Consider the following 17725-nt stretch of genomic DNA (forward strand, 5'->3'; position numbering starts at 1 on the left):
GGATTATTCTGCTATTTCAAAAATGGAATCGATGATAATCGGTAGATTCTCTCTCACGGATACCGCACCAAATACTGATCGCGCATGCATTCCCCGGTCACCGAAGACCTCAAGCATTAAATCAGAGCAGCCATTCAGAACTTTATGATGCTCTTCGAACTCCGGTGTGGCATTGACGAACCCCTGAATCTTGACCACTCTTCGCACAAGCTCCAGGGATTCCAAAGCCGACGACAGCACGGCCAGAACCTCAAGCCCGGCCTGTCTGGCGAATTGATAGCCTTCCGCGGTAGTAAAGGTATCGCCAAGTTTACCCTTGGGGTTCCCGGCAGGGCCCTTCCCTGACACAAACAACAGATTATTCACTTTGACATAGTTTGCGTATTTAGCGGCCGGCTCACTGACATTAGGCAACACGATCCCCAATAACTCTAATCTCTGGGCTACAGTTTGTTCAGACATGGCTGTTCCTCCCGCATAGAAGTGTTTAATTCTACTCTAACCGTTTAGATAATAAAATCAACCTTAGCGTATAGGTGAACCGCAGCCTCATTTCGTATAAAATAGGTTTAACATTGTTTACAAAGGAGGGCCTATTTCCATGGCCGTATTCATCAACGAGCAAATCAAAGCATCCGAGGTGGTGCTGACCGGCCTCAAGGGGGAGAAGCTCGGCACGTTATCGCGAGCGGAAGCGCTGGCGATGGCCCGCTCTGCCGGTGCAGACCTCGTCTGCACCTCGCTGATGAGCAGCCCCCCTCCCTGCAGCCTGATCGCTAAGGGCAAGGGAAAAGCGGCAGCGCAGAAGGAAGCCGCGTCCCGCAAAGCGGGCGCTGGACATGCCGCCGGCCAGAGCGGCAGCGGGAAGGTCAAGGAGCTTCGTTTCACCGCTCACATCGAAGAGCATGATTACGATACCAAGCTGCGTCAGGCAGACAAGCATCTGCGCTCCGGCAAGCCGGTGCAGCTGGTCGTGAAGGCGAACGGAGCGAAGGAGGCTGCTGCTGCCAAGGCAGTGCTGGAGCGGCTGCTGGGCGACTTGAAGGAAACCGGATTGAAGGAAAGCGGCATCCAAACCAGCGGCAAAGGCTCGCAGGTAAAAGTTAATCCGCGATAAGCGGTAAGCCCCCGTTCGGGGCTTACCCCCTAGAGCTGACGCCCATGCTGGGCGTACGAAAAAAAGCAGTCCATCCCCTACAGGATGAACTGCTTACAGCTTGAAGATTAACCTTGCTTCTCTTGGGCGTTCCCCAGTCTAGCCCGCATCTGGGCATAAGCTTCCGGGGTGCCCACATCATCAATCGTACCCTCCGTATAGTAGGCCCGCATCTCTTGGCGGGAATGCAGCCACTCGGGAAAATAACTCGGCGCATCCGGGTTGCCGCCTTCGGCAAGATAACGGGAGAATAACGGCAATGTAGATCGCTTGTAGATATAGAGTGCAAATACACCAATGTTCGTCTTGGGTGACTGCGGCTTTTCTTCTAAAGAAAGGACACGCCTCTGTGCATCCAGCTCCGCCACGCCAACACTCTGCAGTTCCTCGATATCGTCCACTGTCCGGACCAGAATGCAGTCTGTATCGACTTTATGAAAATAATTCAGATACCCCTCAAGGCCAAAGCCGAGCACATTGTCGCCCGCCAGCACCAGCAAATCCTCCTGCAGCTGTTCCCGCCCGATGACAAACTGGATATCGCCAATCGCTCCTAACCGCCCCTCTGGGGAGGAGGTACCGTCATTCAGAATACGAATCGGCTTCGGCCCCCTGTACTGCTGATGCCACTGCTCAAAAGCATGAAAAAAGCGGTCATTCGTCACAATCAGAATCTCCGTAATCTCCTCCAGTACCTCCAGACGGTCAATTAGCAGATCCAGAATTGTACGGTTTCCTTGAACCGGCAGCAGCGGCTTCGGCGTATCCCTGGTTAACGGATAGAGACGGGTCGCATACCCCGCAGCCAAGATTAATGCAATCATTCCCTGTTCGCTCCTCTACCTTGGAAAATGTCCCTCTACTATATACCACCGGCGACGGACAGCCAAGCGAACCTAGTAGAAATGGATTCATTTATAGTCTAAGCCCGCCAACTCTCTGGACAAGGAAATCTCCATCGTCTGTTCATCCACTACTCCTGATCCAGCGGCTGCTGTATCCCGTCCTCATAGAAATCGAACACCACCTGCTGCTGCGTGCCTCTTACCGCATAGAACACATCAGCCAGCGACTTCCCTTTCTGCTTCTGCCTCAGCTCATTCTCCAGCCACTCCCGGGTCAGCCCGTTCCGCTTCAGATTGTCCTCCTCCACCACGCCATCCATAATCAGCTCCACGGGAAAAACCTGCGATTGCAGCGCCAGCCCCAGATCCTGCTTCGTGACGAACTGATACGCTTCCTTCTTCAGAACAGAGACCTGTCCGTTATCCTCAAGTACAGCATATTCGACCTCTTCAATATTAAAAATATCCTTCTCTCTCAGCGCCTGATCCAGCGAATCCAGCGTATAGTGGATCTTACGCATGTTGGCCTCCATGATTTTGCCGTCCTCGATCAGTACGGTGGGGGAGCCGGAGATCCAGCTGCGCAGGCTGCGGCTTTTGAGCGCAATGAAGGAGAGCAGGAACGAGATGGCTGTAATCACAACCAGAGACAGGACAAGATATGAGGATTTCAGGCTAATATTGAAGGCCAGGTTGGCCGCCAGGGAGCCCAGCGTAATGCTGGTCACGAAATCGTTCGACGTCATGCTCGAAAGGGTCTGCTTGCCTAAGATTCGGGGAATGAGCAGCAGCAGTCCCACTGCGAGAATGGTCCGCATAAGAATTTCTACATAGTTCATCTTCAAGCCTCCTCCCCCCATTATTTCCAAACGGGTTCAAAAGAAACAGCAGGGCTTGAGAATCCTCACCTGTAGGGATGCGCTGCGGGACCTGGTTGATTATTTAAGCAATGTAAGGATCTCCTTCACAAAATTATCGACGAATGACCGTTCAGGACGGGATTTCAGCATTACCGTGAGTCCTATCAGTGACACGACCAGTGTCTGTGCCAAACTTTTGGCGTTAATAGAGGCATCCAGTTCGCCTGAACGCACCCCTCGTTCAATTGTTTCCTGAAATATTACCGAAAGATACATCTGGTGCTCCCTCGTCAGGATTTCAAACTTCTCATCATGAGGTGCAAGCTCCACCATTGAATTGATGCAGAAACATCCCCAATTCGTGCCGTTTCCATATTCTTTTGCCACCAGAGCATCAAAAAAATCACGGAATGCCTCTCTAACCGTTACATTCCTTTGAAGGCTGGCACGAACATCAGAAGCGTGGGCACTTGTGTATTTCCGCAAAGCTGCCTCAAATAGTCCTTTTTTATCTCCAAAGGCCGAATAGATGCTTGGCCGCTGAATGCCCATAGCCGATGTTAAATCGCTTAATGAGGTCGCTTCGAACCCCTTTTCCCAAAATAGCTGCATAGCTGCATCCAGTGCCTTTTCCTCATTAAATTCGCGAAGCCTAGCCATAATGCACCCCTTTACGTATCGAACGGTATGTTATTCATCTATAATACCATAGATTACTTATCAATAATCCACATTTTTTAGCTCGACCCCCGCATAATTTCGCTTTAATTCCTTGACAAAAAGCATTTTATAGCAGTATATTTCCTAAGACTAATTATGTACCAATTGGTATGTTATTAATGAATTGCTCAATACTAAATTCATGGAGGTATAAGCTTTGAAGAAGCTTGATGCAGAAACGAAGTTCATTGCAGTAGAGGATACAGGCACCGGATTGGAGCCAGCTCAAGCAGAAGCACCCCGCTCTGCAATGCCCCGTTATGTGCCGCTCTTGTTTGCCATCGCCTGCGGGCTTGCTGTCGCCAATATTTATTACGCACAGCCTTTGCTTGACGCTATTGCGGATGAGTTCCGCATCCCTCATTCATCCGCCGGAATCGTTATTACAATCACACAAGCATGTTACGCCCTGGGACTGCTGCTGCTGGTTCCGCTCGGTGATCTTCTGAACCGGCGCTCGCTGATCGCCGGACAGATGCTTTTATCCGTCCTGGCTTTAGTTGTGGTGGGAACTGCCTCTTCCAGCATCGTATTGTTCATAGGTATGGCCATTGTTGGCCTGCTCGCCGTAGTGACGCAGACGCTCGTTGCGTTCGCGGCAACCCTTGCGGCGCCAGCCGAACGCGGACGTGTCGTCGGTCTCGTAACCAGTGGAATCGTCATCGGCATTCTGCTTGCACGGACGTTTGCCGGCCTATTGACGGATTTAGCCGGCTGGCGCTCTGTTTACGTAGTCTCTGCTGGATTATCGCTGCTTATGGCTGGCGTATTGTTCCGGGTACTGCCTCATGAGGAGCATGAAAGAGAGTCATTATCCTATTTGCAGCTGCTGCGCTCTACACTCACCTTGTTCTTGCAGGAACGAGTCCTGCGCATTCGTGCTGCTCTCGCCCTGATGATTTTCACTGCTTTCAGTATCCTATGGACCTCGCTTGTGCTGCCGCTTAGTGCTCCGCCGCTTTCTCTTTCACACACTGCAATTGGAGCGTTTGGCCTAGCTGGAGCCGCCGGGGCGTTAGCGGCAGCGCGGGCAGGGCGGCTTGCAGATCGGGGATTAGGGCAGCGGACCACCGGCGCGGCACTGATTCTGCTGCTTGTGTCATGGCTGCCTATCAGTTATACCGAACATTCGCTTTGGGCCTTAATCGCTGGTATCCTCCTGCTTGACCTGGCCGTGCAAGCGGTACATGTCACCAACCAGAGCATGATTCTCTCTGTGCGGCCTGAAGCGCGAAGCCGGCTTACCGCCGGTTACATGATTTTTTATTCCATCGGCAGCGCCACCGGGTCCATTGCATCGACCACGATCTATGAGCACATGGGCTGGAACGGAGTATGCTTGCTGGGCGCAGTGGTCAGTGCATTGGCCCTGCTCTTCTGGGCATTGACACACCGATTGTACTGATTCCAACATCACAAAAAGCACCCATCCCTTTAAGGATGAGTGCTTTGCTCCCGCAGAATAAATTATGCTGTTGCGTATTTCCCCTTTAGAAATGCTTCAAATTCTTCAATATCCGCGAAGCGGTTGATCTCCACTCCCTTGGAGCGGAAAAGCCCTTCCAAATCAGCGTTTAACCGTTCCACAGCGGTTTGTAACGGTGATAGGTCATCCGGGTTCAGCAATCCAGCCAGCTCCGGGAATCCCAACCGCCGGTATACGTTCTCATAAGCCGAATGAAGCATCAAATCGCTGGGCCAGATTCCCGTCTCGGCAAGAAATAAAAAACTGGCGATCTCCTCCTGTGCCTGTATGGCGGAAAAGAATGCCGTATCATAATCATTCCTTTCGCAAGCGGTAATGATTTTGTCCAGAACGCCCTTCACCTCTTCATAGCAACCCTTCATCCGGTCGGGGTAAGAAGGTGCGTCATAACCCATTTCCTGCTCCGCTGACAGAATAGCAAATATACCCGCTACCAGTTCCTCACAAGCTTCTACAATCTCGCTTGTTACGCTGCTGCGCATAATGGTTTCCATCAGCGGCTCCAGGCGGGGCGGTTGTAACGGAAGACTGAGAACTTGCTCCCGGTTTTTGCCGAAGCCGCTTTTATAGTATGTTCCATTCAGCAACGCCAGGCTTTGCAGCCCCCTCGTTAATAAGCCGTACGCTTCTGTTCTGTAATACGCTATATTCTCGGATGCACCGGTGCGGCAAAGGTTATACAGATGTGTGTATACATTGCAGAACTCGGCTTCTGCTTTTCCGACCCTGTTGCGTCTATTTTCCGGGGATTGCATGCTGGAAATAGGTTCACGCAGCTTCATGAATCTTTCCCTGTCTTCCTCTGAGCGCACGTACAGCAGCTTGCAGTCAGCGATAATCGAAGTTTTGAATTCCTCAAATGAGGCCATGCTTGCCGCACGTTCCCAACTGATTGGCCAAAAGTCGAAACTGATGTCATCAATAATAAACTGAATGCTTGCCCCGTAACCTTCAGGCGTAGCCGGAATGAAAAAGAAGTCCAGGTCCGAGCGTTTAGTAGCCGTCCCTTGAGCATATGACCCGTAATAAGCAACCAGCGCGATATCTTCGGAATAAACTTTTTCAATTTGATGTACAAGCGTCTTGGCAACATCAAACACATTCAACATTTTATTTCCTCCCGTTGTGTAAGCCTTGCCCCGTCATCATATCAAAGTTTAATCCACCCGTTTAGGCAGAGTTCAGCTATAATTTTTGTCTACTGTCCAGAAGAACCGGCTATATAGTTTGAACTTTAGATCTTTTATTTTGGGTTATTATCGTAACTGCGGTGAATGTTTGGACTTCCGGCCGCTGTTGTCTGCAGATTTCTTGGTTTTATTCCGCTCTAAGCGGTTGAAATCCACAGACTGCCTATGCTTTCGAAGAGAGCTTTCCTACGGAAAGCTTTCAGGCGGACGCTATCGCTCCTACAGTTCCAAACTTCCCCTCCGTCACTTCCACCTTTTTTATTTTCCAAGTTCAATCTATATATGTCCCTTCTTATCAAATGCAAAAAGGCCCTCCTTATAGAGAGCCTTTGCATTACAACTATTCAGCATGACGTCCTTACACTGAACTGCACGATTCTATCCGCGGCAACTCAGTTCTCCGCACTCACCAGTCCGCGAATAAAGGCCTCAAAGTTATTGGCCAGCTTCGTGATCTTGTAGTTATTGTCCTTGTCCACATGAACAACCTCCGGTTCGCCGTCATTGCCGAATGAGCGGTAATCCAGCATTACTACTTCATGCTCTGCGGCAGGGGTGTCGCAAATGACTACGCCAATCTCAGGGTATCCGCCCTCTTCAATCCTAACCCGGCTACCCGCAGCTCCGCACAGCGATTGACTCTTATCCCGTCCAATGCCCAGAAACCCGGAAATTTCGAGATCCTCTTGTCCTAAAGGAACACGAGTGTTGTGTGGAATTCCTCCGTTATGTAATTTCATCATGGAAGTATAAAACGCCGGCAGTTTGAAGACCAATTCTTCCTCTACGGAAGCAATCAGCTCATCCGAAGGCGGTGCTGATACGTAGGTATCGAGCGCATACTCGCTGTCATCCCAAAAGTTCGAGAAGTCGAATTTCTGTACAGGCTTCTTGACAGTGGACTTCTTCTTAGCGGCTTTACGGCGGCTGAGTGTCAGAAACTCCAGGGTATCTTCATCTTCAGGGTCCAGCTTGTCAGCGATTTCAAACTCTCTGATGGCTTCATCATATTGCTTCAGATAGTAATGGCAGAAGCCTACGCGGAAATGCCACAGCGGATCCTCTTCACCCTCTTCGGCGATTTCCTCAAAAAGCTCCAGTGCCTCTTCATAACGTCCGAGATTATTCAGCGCTCTGCCCAAGTGGCTATTCAGCACATAATCCCGTTCCTCCGGATCAATCTCTTCAATCGCATCGACGATCTCCTGAATCTCATCTTCTTCATGCCACAATTCCAGTTGTTCCAACAGATTTTCACTCATTATTTATGCCTCCCAGTTCGATAACTACTACCTATAGGAATTATACCATTTCCAGCCTGATTCCAGCCAACCAAGGACGAAGTGGAACTTTATGCTGCACCGGAAGACGCACAAGATGATGTTTAAATCATAGCAAGATTCATCAAAATCGGTTCAGATGTATGTTATATAGTATTACTTGCCGGAAGGGGTGAACACACTGTACTACCATTTGATCCATACGAGCATTGAGTATATTGAACAGCATCTCGAAGAGGAGCTCAGCCTGGAACGGATTGCACAAGAAGCGGGGTTCTCCAAGTATCACTTCCACCGGATTTTTCGTAAATATGTCGGCAAAAGTGTGTATGATCATATCCGCACCCGCAGGCTAAGCTGTGCGGCAAATCTCCTGCTTTATTCGGAGGAACGCATTCTTGACATCGCACTGCAATATGGATTTGAGAGCCAGGAAGCCTTTACCAGAGCTTTTAAAGAAATCTATGCTTTACCGCCTGCCCAATATAGAGCGCAGATGAAACTGCTGATTCAGGAAAGAGAGGTCTACACAATGTCAGAAATTAAAGGCTGGAAAGTTACCGGAACGACTCCGGAGAAGTATAAGGTGACGCTGGATACCCGAATCCACTATAAGACCACCCCCTCTGTCTGTCTGCAGTCTACGGCCGGAGAAACATTTGAGTTCAATGATTTCGGTACGGTGATGCAGCAATTCCAAGCCCAGCCGTATGCGGGAAAGCGGATGCGGTTTTCCGGCTTTGTCAGTACGGAGAGTGTCACCGACTGGTGCGGTTTATGGATGCGGATTGATGATAAGCTGCAGAACCTGTTAGCCTTCGACAACATGCAGCACAGAAGCATTCGGGGGACCACGGAATGGAACCATTACGCTTGTGTGCTGGATGTACCTCCCGAAGCCGTATGTATCAATATCGGAATCCTGTTGACAGGCCCCGGGAAGGTATGGCTGGGAGATTGTGAATTTGAAGAAGTAGGCAAGGATATCCCGGTAACGGATGGTCTGGTGGATGCAGAAGTCTTTCCGCCGGAACCGCAAAATCTGAAATTTGACCAATAGTTTCTTATACGGCATAGGTTTGGGGAGGCTGTAATTTGTTTTCCATCATTAGAGAAGTATTAAAGACAGGCATTAAACTTCTGACAGAACTGTTTTCAGGGGAATTACCCGGATATTTATATACATGCTGCATCGGACTTGCCCTGTATATCCTCATCTATTCCTATTGGGAGAACCGGGCGCAGTTCACTGCAGGAAGCTATTTGAAAAATCTTCTTATAGAGACAGCTTCCCACCTGATCGCCTGGATCGTGGCCATGCTTATAGCAAAGTTTTTTGCAGGTATTATCGACCAAGGGGTTGCTCCGATGGAGGACCGCACCTACTATACTGCCGGTATGCTTATGCTGATCACGTATGATCTGTCCGTAGTTTTGTCACTGATTACCCGGAAATTGAACATCAAAAGAGATGCCGGGGAAATAAGCTCCTTTCTCTTCGGTCTGGGTCTGGCTTATGTTATCTTCCTGCTGGCCGGGGAGTATTGGTTTGCGGAGTTGACGATGTCACAGCCCTATCTGATCACCTTATCCATTGCCACCGCCATTTTTGCTGCACTGTTCAAGATCTCGCAAAGGGAAGAGTTTGGTTAGATACCCGGCAGCATCATGCTGGCGGAAGAATCCAGTGTTATTAGAGAGAAACGGCTACTGTTCTAATAAGAACGGTAGCCGTTTCTTCGATCCTTTTACTCCACAATTCCCCTGCCATTATTCCACAAGGCTCTGAAGGGAGCGCACTGTTCCATTAAGGACCCGAAATCTCCTTCGCCCGCAAGACAGCCGTTCTCCATCACAAGAATCTTGTCGACCTCTTTAATAAAATTCAGCCTATGGGCTATAATGATCACCGTTTTGTGCTGAAATTCGCGGAAGACCGTTTCCATGATGCTTTTCTCCGTAATATTATCGAGGGCTGATACCGGTTCATCCAGAATGACAACATTTCTCTTCTGCAAAATAGCCCGGGCAAAGGCTAACCGCTGTCTTTCCCCACCCGACAATTTGAGGCCTTTCTCCCCTACCAGGGTGTCCAGCTTCTCCGGCAGCTGCAGCACCTTCTCCTTCAAATGAACTTTGTCCAGTACAGCATACAGCTCTTCATCCGGAAGGCTCTGCTCGAACACCATATTCCCCCGGATCGAATCGTCAAAAATCGGACTGTCCTGGGAGAGATAGGAGATATGTTCGTAATAGCTGTTCAGGCAAACTTGATCCAACTCCATGCCGTCGAGCAGCAGCTGGCCTCCGCTCTTTTTCAACAGTCCGGCCATTAATTTGATGATCGTCGATTTCCCGCTTCCGCTCAGTCCCACCAGAGCAACCGATGTTCCGGGCGCAATCGAAAAGGATAATTGCCGCAGAACCGGAACCTCTCCATATCCAAAAGACACATCTCTGAATTCAAAAGCACCCCGCAGCTCCGTAATTGCTGTTCCGGCCTCCAGATTCCGGTCCTCCGGCGCGTTGATGAACTGCTCAAACCGCTGGTAGGTTACCTTATTCAGCCGATAATTCACGAACAGCACATTGAAAATGGCAATCGGCGTATAAATTTTATCAATAAACATAAACAATGCGACCATCACCCCAAGGGAAGCCTGACCTGATACCACGTTCCTCACCCCGTAGATCAGTACAATCACTTTGATGACGGTAATAAACAGTTCGAAGATTGCAAAAAAGGACTCATGAATCATCTGCAGCTGAGCGCTTTTATGAATGATATTTCTTGCGGTATCACTTATTTTGCGGATTTCCTGCTCATACTTTCTGTTCGTCCGGAAGACGACCAGCTCCATAAATCCACGAATGGAATATCTGGACATCGCTTCTTGCTCTTGAAGTATGGTCGACTTGATCCGGTACAAAACTTTGAGCAATACGTTTGTGATCAGGAAGATCACGACATAGCCGGCAGCAATCACCAGCATGATCCGCATATCGTAGAAGCTGATGAAGATCAGGCTGAAGATTATCGTGGGCAGCAGCTCATGCAGGGTTTTGAGGAAAAAGGAGTATATAATGCTGTTGCCGGCCGCTGCGCCGTTCTCAATCACTTTGATCATTTGGCCTGTACCCATCTCCTGATAGGCCAGATAATCGATTTTGGATATTTTGGACAGTGCCAGGATCTTCAATCGCTCCGTGATGCTGTTCGACAGATGGGCGCTTGGATATTCATCCACATAGTTAAGGACGACCACCAGGCCCAGCATTACCCCATAGCTCACAATAAAACCCGATATTTCTCCTAAAGATGTTCCTTCCACAGCCCTATCCAGGATCTTCTGAAAGACCACAATCCCCAGACTGCTTAAGAATTGAATGGCAAAACCTAAACTGATATACAGCACAATCCACCCTTTCAGATGGACAAGACATTTTCTCAACATCACAGCTATCCCCAATCTTTCAAATGAAGTATATAAAAAAGCCGGGACTTCCCTCGCCGTTCAACTCCAGAGAACCCCCACAATTCAAAAATGTGTGGCCCAAAGTTAAACCGCTTAGTGTCCCGGCTCCGTAAAATGACTGCCCGACACCATTCCGAATGCTAGTAATAGTTGATCAAAGAGACAGACCGCCCCCTTGATAGCTGGTACGCGTGTTACCCAGCCCGATTACTAGTTCCTCGGAACGATACGGAAAGACATCCATTCACCTCATTTGTCAGATTCTCCATATTATATATTTCGTATTGTTATTATTCAAGAGTGAAAAGCAAGGATACTGCCCTTTCTTGTCGAATACCTATGCCTTGAAGGCAACTGCGTATTGTCACAATATCTGCGAGGGTGGAGGAGTGTATATTATGGCTTACACGATTAATAATCTGAAAGATAACAGCAATGTGGTGATTAAGGAGCAGCTTGGCGGATTTACGGTCATCGAATATAAAGAGGATCTGAGCAGCACCACACTGCTGGAAGCCCAAACCAACTTCTTCATGAGCAAAAGCAATATGCGCAACAAGCAGCTTATGATTGAACTGAGCAACAGCGAGGTTATGCTGAGCGCAGGGGCGATGCAATATATGATTGGCAATATTGAAATGACCTCCGGGGTTAAGGGTGTTGGAGGGCTCATGAGAAACATCGTCTCCAGTGCGGTGACCGGCACCACGGCAATCAAACCGCTTTACAAAGGTACGGGAACGATTCTGCTGGAGACCACCTATAAATATTTATGGCTGATTGATGTCGACAACGACCATATCGTCATTGACGATGGCATGTTCCTGGCTTGCGAGTCGACACTGGACATTGCTGTCACTGCGCGTAAGAACGCATCCTCTGCCGTACTCGGAGGAGAAGGACTGTTTAATCTAAGCGCCAAAGGAAAAGGCATCCTGGCACTGGAAGCACCAATTCCTTCCGAAGAAGCCGTCGTCATCGAATTGCAGAATGATGTACTGAAGGTGGATGGAAACTTTGCGTTAATGTGGTCCAATTCCCTGGACTTCACCGTCGAGAAATCCGGCAAAACCCGGATGGGCTCTGCGGCCTCCGGCGAGGGTCTGGTCAATGTATACCGGGGCACGGGTATGGTGTGGCTGGCACCGCTGATTCAGTACAAAAACAGTCTGTTCCAAGCGAATCCCACGTCTTGATCCGTAAACTAACTTATATTTTGAACAAGGGCCATCCGCTTGGATGGCCCATTGTCTTCTTCGGTATGCAGGGATTTAACTCCTATTCCTTCCCTGTTACCCTTTTTTTATCGGTGAGGTAAGGACCATCTGCCCCCGTGGTGTTTCTCCACCGGCGTCTGGCTCAAGGGTGATCGCCACTGTATCGTATTCCTGCGGTTTGAATGAATAATAGAGCGCGCCACTCCCCTCACTAGATACAAAGGTTCCTGCATTCTGCGGGGTATCTCCCTTGATCAGCCATACCTGATACACTTCCGTTCCTGTCAGCTCCGGCAGATTCTCCGCTTGAACGACAAGATGTGTGCCGCTGCTGTCAACGACGATCGTTGCCAAACCGCTGGCCACAATATCCTTGGCCGCCGGACTCAGCGCGACCGACTCATCAACCTTAAGCTCCTGTGCCGGCTTTGTGCCGCCGGAAAGCTGCTGCTGGAGCTGGTCCACATCCTGCCGCAGCTGTCCCGCATAGATCATCATAATCAGCACCGCTGCGGCAAGACCCAGGCTTACGTACCGCCAGAACGGGATTTTTTTGGCGGGCGCTGCCGGGGGCACTGTCTTCACTTCCCGTTCTACAGGAAGTGCCTGGACCGGCTCCTCTTCTATTGAACGTTTGACCTGTGCCGGAGCATCCGCTACCAGTACCCGGGACATTATCCGTGACTTCATTCCCGAGGGCGGCTGAACAGGCTCGGAGGCAAGAGGAAGCATGTCCATCACGTTGCGATATTCCTTCACCCGCTTGCTACAATCTGTGCACTCCATTAAATGAGCTTCGAATTTCTGCATTTCATCTTCCGGCAAGGCTTCCAGAACATACAATTCAACCAGTTCACATCTATCGTTCGTCTCTTCAGTCATGAACATGCTCCCTCCTTCCCCAATGGCTCAATCGCTTCTGGAGCTGTTTCATCGCCAATCTTACCCTGCTCTTGACCGTGCCCGGCGGAATGGATGCAAGGTCTGCTGCCTCCTGCTGGGTTAAGCCCTGATAATAGATCATATCCAGAACCTGCTGCTGATCCCTGCTCAGCTCTCTCAGTGCTGCCCTTACCTGCTCCCCGGCCATCAGCAGCCTGGCCGTTTCCTCGGTCATCGTCGCCTGATCCTGGATCAGCTCCAGACTCTCCGATCCGGCTTGCTGCGGAACCCTTGTGCTCCGCTTGCGAAGATGGTCTATGGCAATATTGCGGGTCACCGTGAACATCCAGGTGGTGAGCTTCCCCTTGGCCGCATCAAAGTGCTCTGCATTCTTCCAAATACGCAGGAACAGCTCCTGCATCACTTCCTCGGCCGCCATCGAGTCCTTTACTATCCGGTAGGCAAAGCTATAGATCACCTGTTCATATCGGTCGTAAAGCCTTTCGAGGGCATCCGGGTCTTTTTGCATTATGCGCTCAATCAATTGCCCATCGTCAGCTGTATCAAACAATCCCAGTCCTCCTTTTTCCCAGCGTTCCTCTACACTCATTCATTCAATTTTTCGCAAAAAGTTTTCTCACCCTGTGATCCAACTCTCAATATCCTGCGTTTCACTGAGTATAACCGCTTTTGATAAGCGGCTCAACTTTGATTGAAGGGGTGAGAAGATGAAAAGATTACAAAGTAAAATGGTCATTCTTATGTTGTGTTTAAGTTTATTCATACCGGCGCTTGCCAGCGCCCACGAAGTTAATACCACAGGTCCTGCACCGGATTTGCGGGCCGGACTGGGCCAATTGCTTGGTGAACACGCGCTGCTCGCGGTGATCGCGATGCAAAAAGGCTACGATGGCGCCGCCGATTTCGGTGATGCCGCCGCCGCACTATCCCAGAATACCGATGATCTGACAGCAGCGATTGCTTCAGTCTACGGCAGAGCGGCTGGCGAGGCGTTCAAACCGATCTGGTCCTCCCATATCGGCTATTTCGTAGACTATGTGAAGGCAACAGCAGCTAAAGACGAAGCCGGACGCCAAAAAGCCATTGCGGAGCTGGAAGATTACCGCATGAAGCAAGCCGAGTTCTTTAACATGGCCAATCCGAAATATTTTGGCAAAACGGCGATTGCCGACGGATTGAAGCTGCACATCAATCACCTGCTGGAAGCGTTCGACAGCTATGTGAGTAAGGACTATGCCACCGCTTACTCCGACCTGCGCACCGCCTATGCCCATATGTACATGACAGCCGATACACTGGCGGGTGGCATTGAGGCACAGTTCCCAGCTAAATTCCCTGTCGGCACCGTTGACTCTCCGGGGATTGATCTGCGTGCAGGTCTTGGACAATTGCTTGGTGAGCATGCAAGCCTGGCCGTACTCGCGATGCAAAAAGGCATTGACGGAGCCCCCGATTTCGCCGCAGCAGCAGGAGCTCTGAACGGCAATACGGATGACCTGTCCGCTGCAATTGCATCGGTCTATGGCAAACCTGCCGGTGAAGCATTCCATACCGTGTGGTCTTCGCATATTGGCTATTTTGTAGATTATGTGAAGGCTACAGGCGCCAAAGATGAAGCCGGACGCCAGAAGGCAGTTGCGGAACTGGAAGACTACCGTATGAAGCAGGCGATGTTCTTTAACAGCGCGAATCCGCAATACTTCCAGACGGCTGCTATTGCAGACGGCCTGAAAATGCACATCGATCACCTGCTGAGCGCCTTCGATAGCTATGTCAGCAAGGATTTTAAGAACACCTATGCGTTCGAGCGTACAGCTTATGCCCATATGTTTGCTACTGCAAGTGAATTGACCGGAGGCATCGTGGCGCAATTCCCGGATAAATTCCACGGTAAAGCTCCCATGTCTCCAGTAACCACAATCGGGATGAAAACCGGAAGCACCACGTTAACCATTAATGGAAAAACCGCCAAAATGGATGTAGCCCCATTCGTAAAAAGGGGCAGCGTAGTAATCCCGCTTCGTTATCTCGGAGAAGCTGTCGGAGTCAAAGTCATCTGGGATAACGCCAAACAGACGGTTTGGGTCAAGGATGGCGAGAACACCGCCGTATTCTCGGTCGGTAAATCGTATATGGAGCTTAATGGACAACACAAAGAGATCGGCGTTCCGGTCTTCCTGCACGGCGGCCGGGTGCAAGTTCCACTGCGCTTCATTGCCGAACTGCTCAGCTGGAATGTGAATTGGAACAGTGCGAACGGAGCCATTACGCTGACCAAAGCCATGATGATGGAAATGGAACATTCCCATTAATCAATATAGTAGGCCAAATATTATACTCAAGCCACAACACCCTGTTGCCTTTAAAGGCTGCAGGGTGTTGTTCTGTGTCCATTCCCGTGCTTCCTTTAGACCGGCCTCTTAGCCCAGCTGGAACGAAGCCACTCCGCCGATTGTTCCATGTAGCCCAACTGGTCCACTGCATCAAAATGCTCAATAGCCAGCGTATCATCGTAACCGCCTGCCTTCAGCCGGGTCAGAATCGCTTCAATCGGGATGAAGCCGGACCCGGCGGGCGATGGGAACAGCCGGGCTCCACTCATGGCCAGCTTCGGCATGCCCCCATTCTGTTCATCCAGTGAGCGGTCTTTGCAGTGGACATGGACGATTCTGCGCTTAAGCTTCTCATAGGCCTCCAGTTCATCCTCGCCACGGTAAATGAAATTCCCTGTATCAAAAGTGATGTGCAGCTTGGGCACCTGCTCCAGGAACCAGAGCAGTTCATCCGAGCCGGAGAACGGCGCGCGAATGTCATCGAAGTCCTCCATCGTCACAAGAATGCGCTTACGTCCGGCATAATCGCAAATAATGTTCAAGGTCCCGGCCATCTTCTGCAGCGCCGTATTGCGCTCCTCGGCACTTGCTGTTTCATCCACGAATCCGGGGATAATGAGCACTTTCCCCGCTCCCAAATATTCCGCCGTATCGATAAATTCAAACCCTGGCTTGGTATTGGGGTCATTTCCAAAATCAAAAAAGCCATACATCGACGCGACCGAAATACCCGCTTTTTCCAGCCGCTTCTTCATGACCTCCTTGCCGCAGCCTAAGGCCTCTTCAAGATCCAGCTCTACCGCACTGATGCCAAACTCATGTACTCTATTCAGTACTTCCTCCAATGTCAGCCCGGTTTGCTCGCTTGCCCTCACAATATGATTGTAAAACACAGATAGGTGCACAAGAAATCTCCTTTCATGTCATTCGGCTAGAAGCTGGCACTATTATATCACTTTAAATCACCCTAAATCACATGGGCCGAGGAACAGGGTAAAGCGGTTCGCGCCCACCCAAAATATTGAATAATGATTTAAATTATGTTAATATGCGAACACAAGTTCCTATTCAATAGCTCAACCAGAGGGGAAATTCACTATGGAAAACAAAGATGATGCAGAAATGATCACAGACCGCCAGATCCTGGAATTAATGCAGGCTGTCAGGCAAAAGGACCCGGAAGCGATGCTGCAGCTTATTCAGCTCTATAAAGAAGATATAGTAAACATAAGCAAATTCATTCACATGCCCAAAGAAGATGCTGTTTCTGAAATCATCCTTGAATTTCTGGAGTTTATCCAACGGAGCGATTGATTCTGATATAATGTATTTTATTTCCTATACTAATTGGCGGCAACTTCAAAGATAAAGCCTCCGTTCTGCAAGGCATTCAAGATTATTATTCGTTATATGAGAAGGGGCATTTTGAAGAAGATTTCCAACCCGATCAGGGAATTATGGATCTGCTTCATTTATTGAAGGGACAAGGTGTGAAGCTTGCTGTAATCACGGGGAAAAGCAGACGCGCGTTTGAGATATCAACCGGAGCTTTGAACATGACGGACTTTTTTGATATCACGATTACAGGGGATGACGTGGATAGACCCAAGCCAGACCCCGAAGGTATACATAAAGCTTTGAACATACTGGGCCTTGATCCGGCAGATGCTGTATTCGTAGGTGACAGCAATGCAGACATCCTCGCAGGCAAGGCTGCCGGACTGCGCACTTACGGTGTCCGCTGGTTATCCACTTTCCAGAGCCTGGTCTACGATGTTTCGCCGGATGGTATTTTCAGCAATGTGGACGAATTCCGTGAACTTCTTGCTAAAGAGATCCGCTTTCAAGATAATTAAGGGTTGGAAAATGCACAAAAGCGGCCAGCGAATGTTATCGCTGAAGCCGCTTTTGTCTTTTTATACCTTTTTCACAAACTCCGATTTTAATTTCATGGCACCGAACCCGTCAATTTTGCAGTCAATATCATGATCTCCGTCAATCAGACGAATATTTTTTACTTTTGTGCCTATTTTCACGACCAAAGACGTCCCTTTAACTTTCAGGTCTTTAATCACTGTTATCGTGTCGCCATCGTTCAGGACATTTCCATTGGAGTCTTTAACAATCTTTTGATCCTCGCTGTCCCCGGTCTCTGCTTCCAGACTCCATTCATGGGCACATTCCGGGCATACGAGCAAGCTGCCATCCTCGTAAGTGTATTCCGAATTACATTTTGGACATTTTGGTAAATACGACATA

Annotated in this window: 19 protein-coding genes; 8 read left to right on the forward strand and 11 right to left on the reverse strand. The window is 49.5% G+C overall.

Annotated features, from left to right (window positions below; all coding sequences use genetic code 11):
• Positions 1-3: 3 nt before the first annotated feature.
• Positions 4-462, reverse strand: coding sequence for a RidA family protein (locus tag NSS79_RS33180; RefSeq protein ID WP_038597981.1), 459 nt, complete (start codon positions 460-462; stop codon positions 4-6).
• Positions 463-601: 139 nt separating this feature from the next.
• On the opposite strand from NSS79_RS33180, the gene infC reads away from it, so the two are divergent.
• Positions 602-1117: a translation initiation factor IF-3 gene (gene infC / locus NSS79_RS33185; RefSeq protein ID WP_342437687.1), complete on the forward strand. Its 516-nt coding sequence runs from the start codon at positions 602-604 to the stop codon at positions 1115-1117.
• A gap of 107 nt (positions 1118-1224) precedes the next feature.
• On the opposite strand, the gene NSS79_RS33190 is transcribed toward infC, so the two are convergent.
• The 3 genes from NSS79_RS33190 to NSS79_RS33200 all read right to left on the reverse strand — a co-directional run bounded on the left by NSS79_RS33190 (position 1225) and on the right by NSS79_RS33200 (position 3521).
• Positions 1225-1980: a sugar phosphate nucleotidyltransferase gene (locus tag NSS79_RS33190; RefSeq protein WP_342437688.1), complete on the reverse strand. Its 756-nt coding sequence runs from the start codon at positions 1978-1980 to the stop codon at positions 1225-1227.
• Positions 1981-2129: 149 nt separating this feature from the next.
• Complete coding sequence (locus tag NSS79_RS33195) at positions 2130-2840, reverse strand: DUF421 domain-containing protein (protein WP_342437689.1); 711 nt, start codon at positions 2838-2840, stop codon at positions 2130-2132.
• A 99-nt stretch (positions 2841-2939) separates the two neighbouring features.
• Positions 2940-3521 carry a TetR/AcrR family transcriptional regulator gene (locus tag NSS79_RS33200; protein WP_342437690.1) on the reverse strand — a complete coding sequence of 194 codons (582 nt, stop codon included), beginning with the start codon at positions 3519-3521 and terminating at the stop codon, positions 2940-2942.
• A gap of 310 nt (positions 3522-3831) precedes the next feature.
• Here NSS79_RS33200 and NSS79_RS33205 point away from each other — a divergent pair, with 310 nt between their 5' ends.
• On the forward strand, positions 3832-4986 hold the full coding sequence (locus NSS79_RS33205; protein WP_342440488.1) for an MFS transporter: 1155 nt from the start codon (positions 3832-3834) through the stop codon (positions 4984-4986).
• A 62-nt stretch (positions 4987-5048) separates the two neighbouring features.
• Here NSS79_RS33205 and NSS79_RS33210 read toward each other — a convergent pair whose 3' ends face one another.
• Together NSS79_RS33210 and NSS79_RS33215 are read right to left on the reverse strand one after the other, a co-directional pair.
• Complete coding sequence (locus NSS79_RS33210; protein WP_340895982.1) at positions 5049-6176, reverse strand: nucleotidyltransferase domain-containing protein; 1128 nt, start codon at positions 6174-6176, stop codon at positions 5049-5051.
• A 473-nt stretch (positions 6177-6649) separates the two neighbouring features.
• The gene (locus NSS79_RS33215; protein WP_342437691.1) at positions 6650-7519 is read right to left on the reverse strand and encodes an SMI1/KNR4 family protein; all 870 of its coding nucleotides are present in this window, start codon (positions 7517-7519) and stop codon (positions 6650-6652) included.
• Between the two features lie 190 nt (positions 7520-7709).
• Here NSS79_RS33215 and NSS79_RS33220 point away from each other — a divergent pair, with 190 nt between their 5' ends.
• Positions 7710-8597 carry an AraC family transcriptional regulator gene (locus NSS79_RS33220; RefSeq protein WP_256718234.1) on the forward strand — a complete coding sequence of 296 codons (888 nt, stop codon included), beginning with the start codon at positions 7710-7712 and terminating at the stop codon, positions 8595-8597.
• Between the two features lie 35 nt (positions 8598-8632).
• On the forward strand, positions 8633-9190 hold the full coding sequence (locus tag NSS79_RS33225; RefSeq protein WP_342437692.1) for a DUF5823 family protein: 558 nt from the start codon (positions 8633-8635) through the stop codon (positions 9188-9190).
• Between the two features lie 95 nt (positions 9191-9285).
• On the opposite strand, the gene NSS79_RS33230 is transcribed toward NSS79_RS33225, so the two are convergent.
• A complete protein-coding gene (locus tag NSS79_RS33230; RefSeq protein WP_342437693.1) occupies positions 9286-10992 on the reverse strand; it encodes an ABC transporter ATP-binding protein in 1707 nt (568 codons plus the stop codon).
• Positions 10993-11411: 419 nt separating this feature from the next.
• Between NSS79_RS33230 and NSS79_RS33235 the strand changes: the two genes are divergently transcribed.
• Positions 11412-12209, forward strand: coding sequence for an AIM24 family protein (locus NSS79_RS33235; protein WP_076113567.1), 798 nt, complete (start codon positions 11412-11414; stop codon positions 12207-12209).
• Between the two features lie 96 nt (positions 12210-12305).
• Here the strand turns inward: NSS79_RS33235 and NSS79_RS33240 are convergent, their stop codons facing one another.
• Positions 12306-13112 (reverse strand): anti-sigma factor, encoded by an 807-nt coding sequence (locus tag NSS79_RS33240; protein WP_342437694.1) that lies wholly within the window; start codon positions 13110-13112, stop codon positions 12306-12308.
• Positions 13105-13683, reverse strand: coding sequence for an RNA polymerase sigma factor (locus NSS79_RS33245; protein ID WP_076113569.1), 579 nt, complete (start codon positions 13681-13683; stop codon positions 13105-13107). The genes NSS79_RS33240 and NSS79_RS33245 overlap by 8 nt, the downstream gene beginning before the upstream one ends.
• Before the next feature lie 157 nt (positions 13684-13840).
• On the opposite strand from NSS79_RS33245, the gene NSS79_RS33250 reads away from it, so the two are divergent.
• Positions 13841-15445 (forward strand): copper amine oxidase N-terminal domain-containing protein, encoded by a 1605-nt coding sequence (locus NSS79_RS33250; RefSeq protein ID WP_342437695.1) that lies wholly within the window; start codon positions 13841-13843, stop codon positions 15443-15445.
• 95 nt (positions 15446-15540) lie between these two features.
• Here NSS79_RS33250 and NSS79_RS33255 read toward each other — a convergent pair whose 3' ends face one another.
• Positions 15541-16371 carry a sugar phosphate isomerase/epimerase gene (locus tag NSS79_RS33255; RefSeq protein WP_342437696.1) on the reverse strand — a complete coding sequence of 277 codons (831 nt, stop codon included), beginning with the start codon at positions 16369-16371 and terminating at the stop codon, positions 15541-15543.
• Positions 16372-16564: 193 nt separating this feature from the next.
• On the opposite strand from NSS79_RS33255, the gene NSS79_RS33260 reads away from it, so the two are divergent.
• Together NSS79_RS33260 and NSS79_RS33265 are read left to right on the forward strand one after the other, a co-directional pair.
• The gene (locus NSS79_RS33260; protein ID WP_342437697.1) at positions 16565-16780 is read left to right on the forward strand and encodes a hypothetical protein; all 216 of its coding nucleotides are present in this window, start codon (positions 16565-16567) and stop codon (positions 16778-16780) included.
• A gap of 74 nt (positions 16781-16854) precedes the next feature.
• Positions 16855-17322, forward strand: coding sequence for an HAD-IA family hydrolase (locus tag NSS79_RS33265; RefSeq protein WP_342440489.1), 468 nt, complete (start codon positions 16855-16857; stop codon positions 17320-17322).
• Between the two features lie 60 nt (positions 17323-17382).
• Here the strand turns inward: NSS79_RS33265 and NSS79_RS33270 are convergent, their stop codons facing one another.
• A complete protein-coding gene (locus tag NSS79_RS33270; RefSeq protein ID WP_038601154.1) occupies positions 17383-17724 on the reverse strand; it encodes a zinc ribbon domain-containing protein YjdM in 342 nt (113 codons plus the stop codon).
• Between the last annotated feature and the right edge of the window lies 1 nt (position 17725).

Origin of the sequence: Paenibacillus sp. FSL L8-0436 (assembly GCF_038593025.1) — a bacterium.
Classification (GTDB): Bacteria; Bacillota; Bacilli; order Paenibacillales; family Paenibacillaceae; genus Paenibacillus_AQ.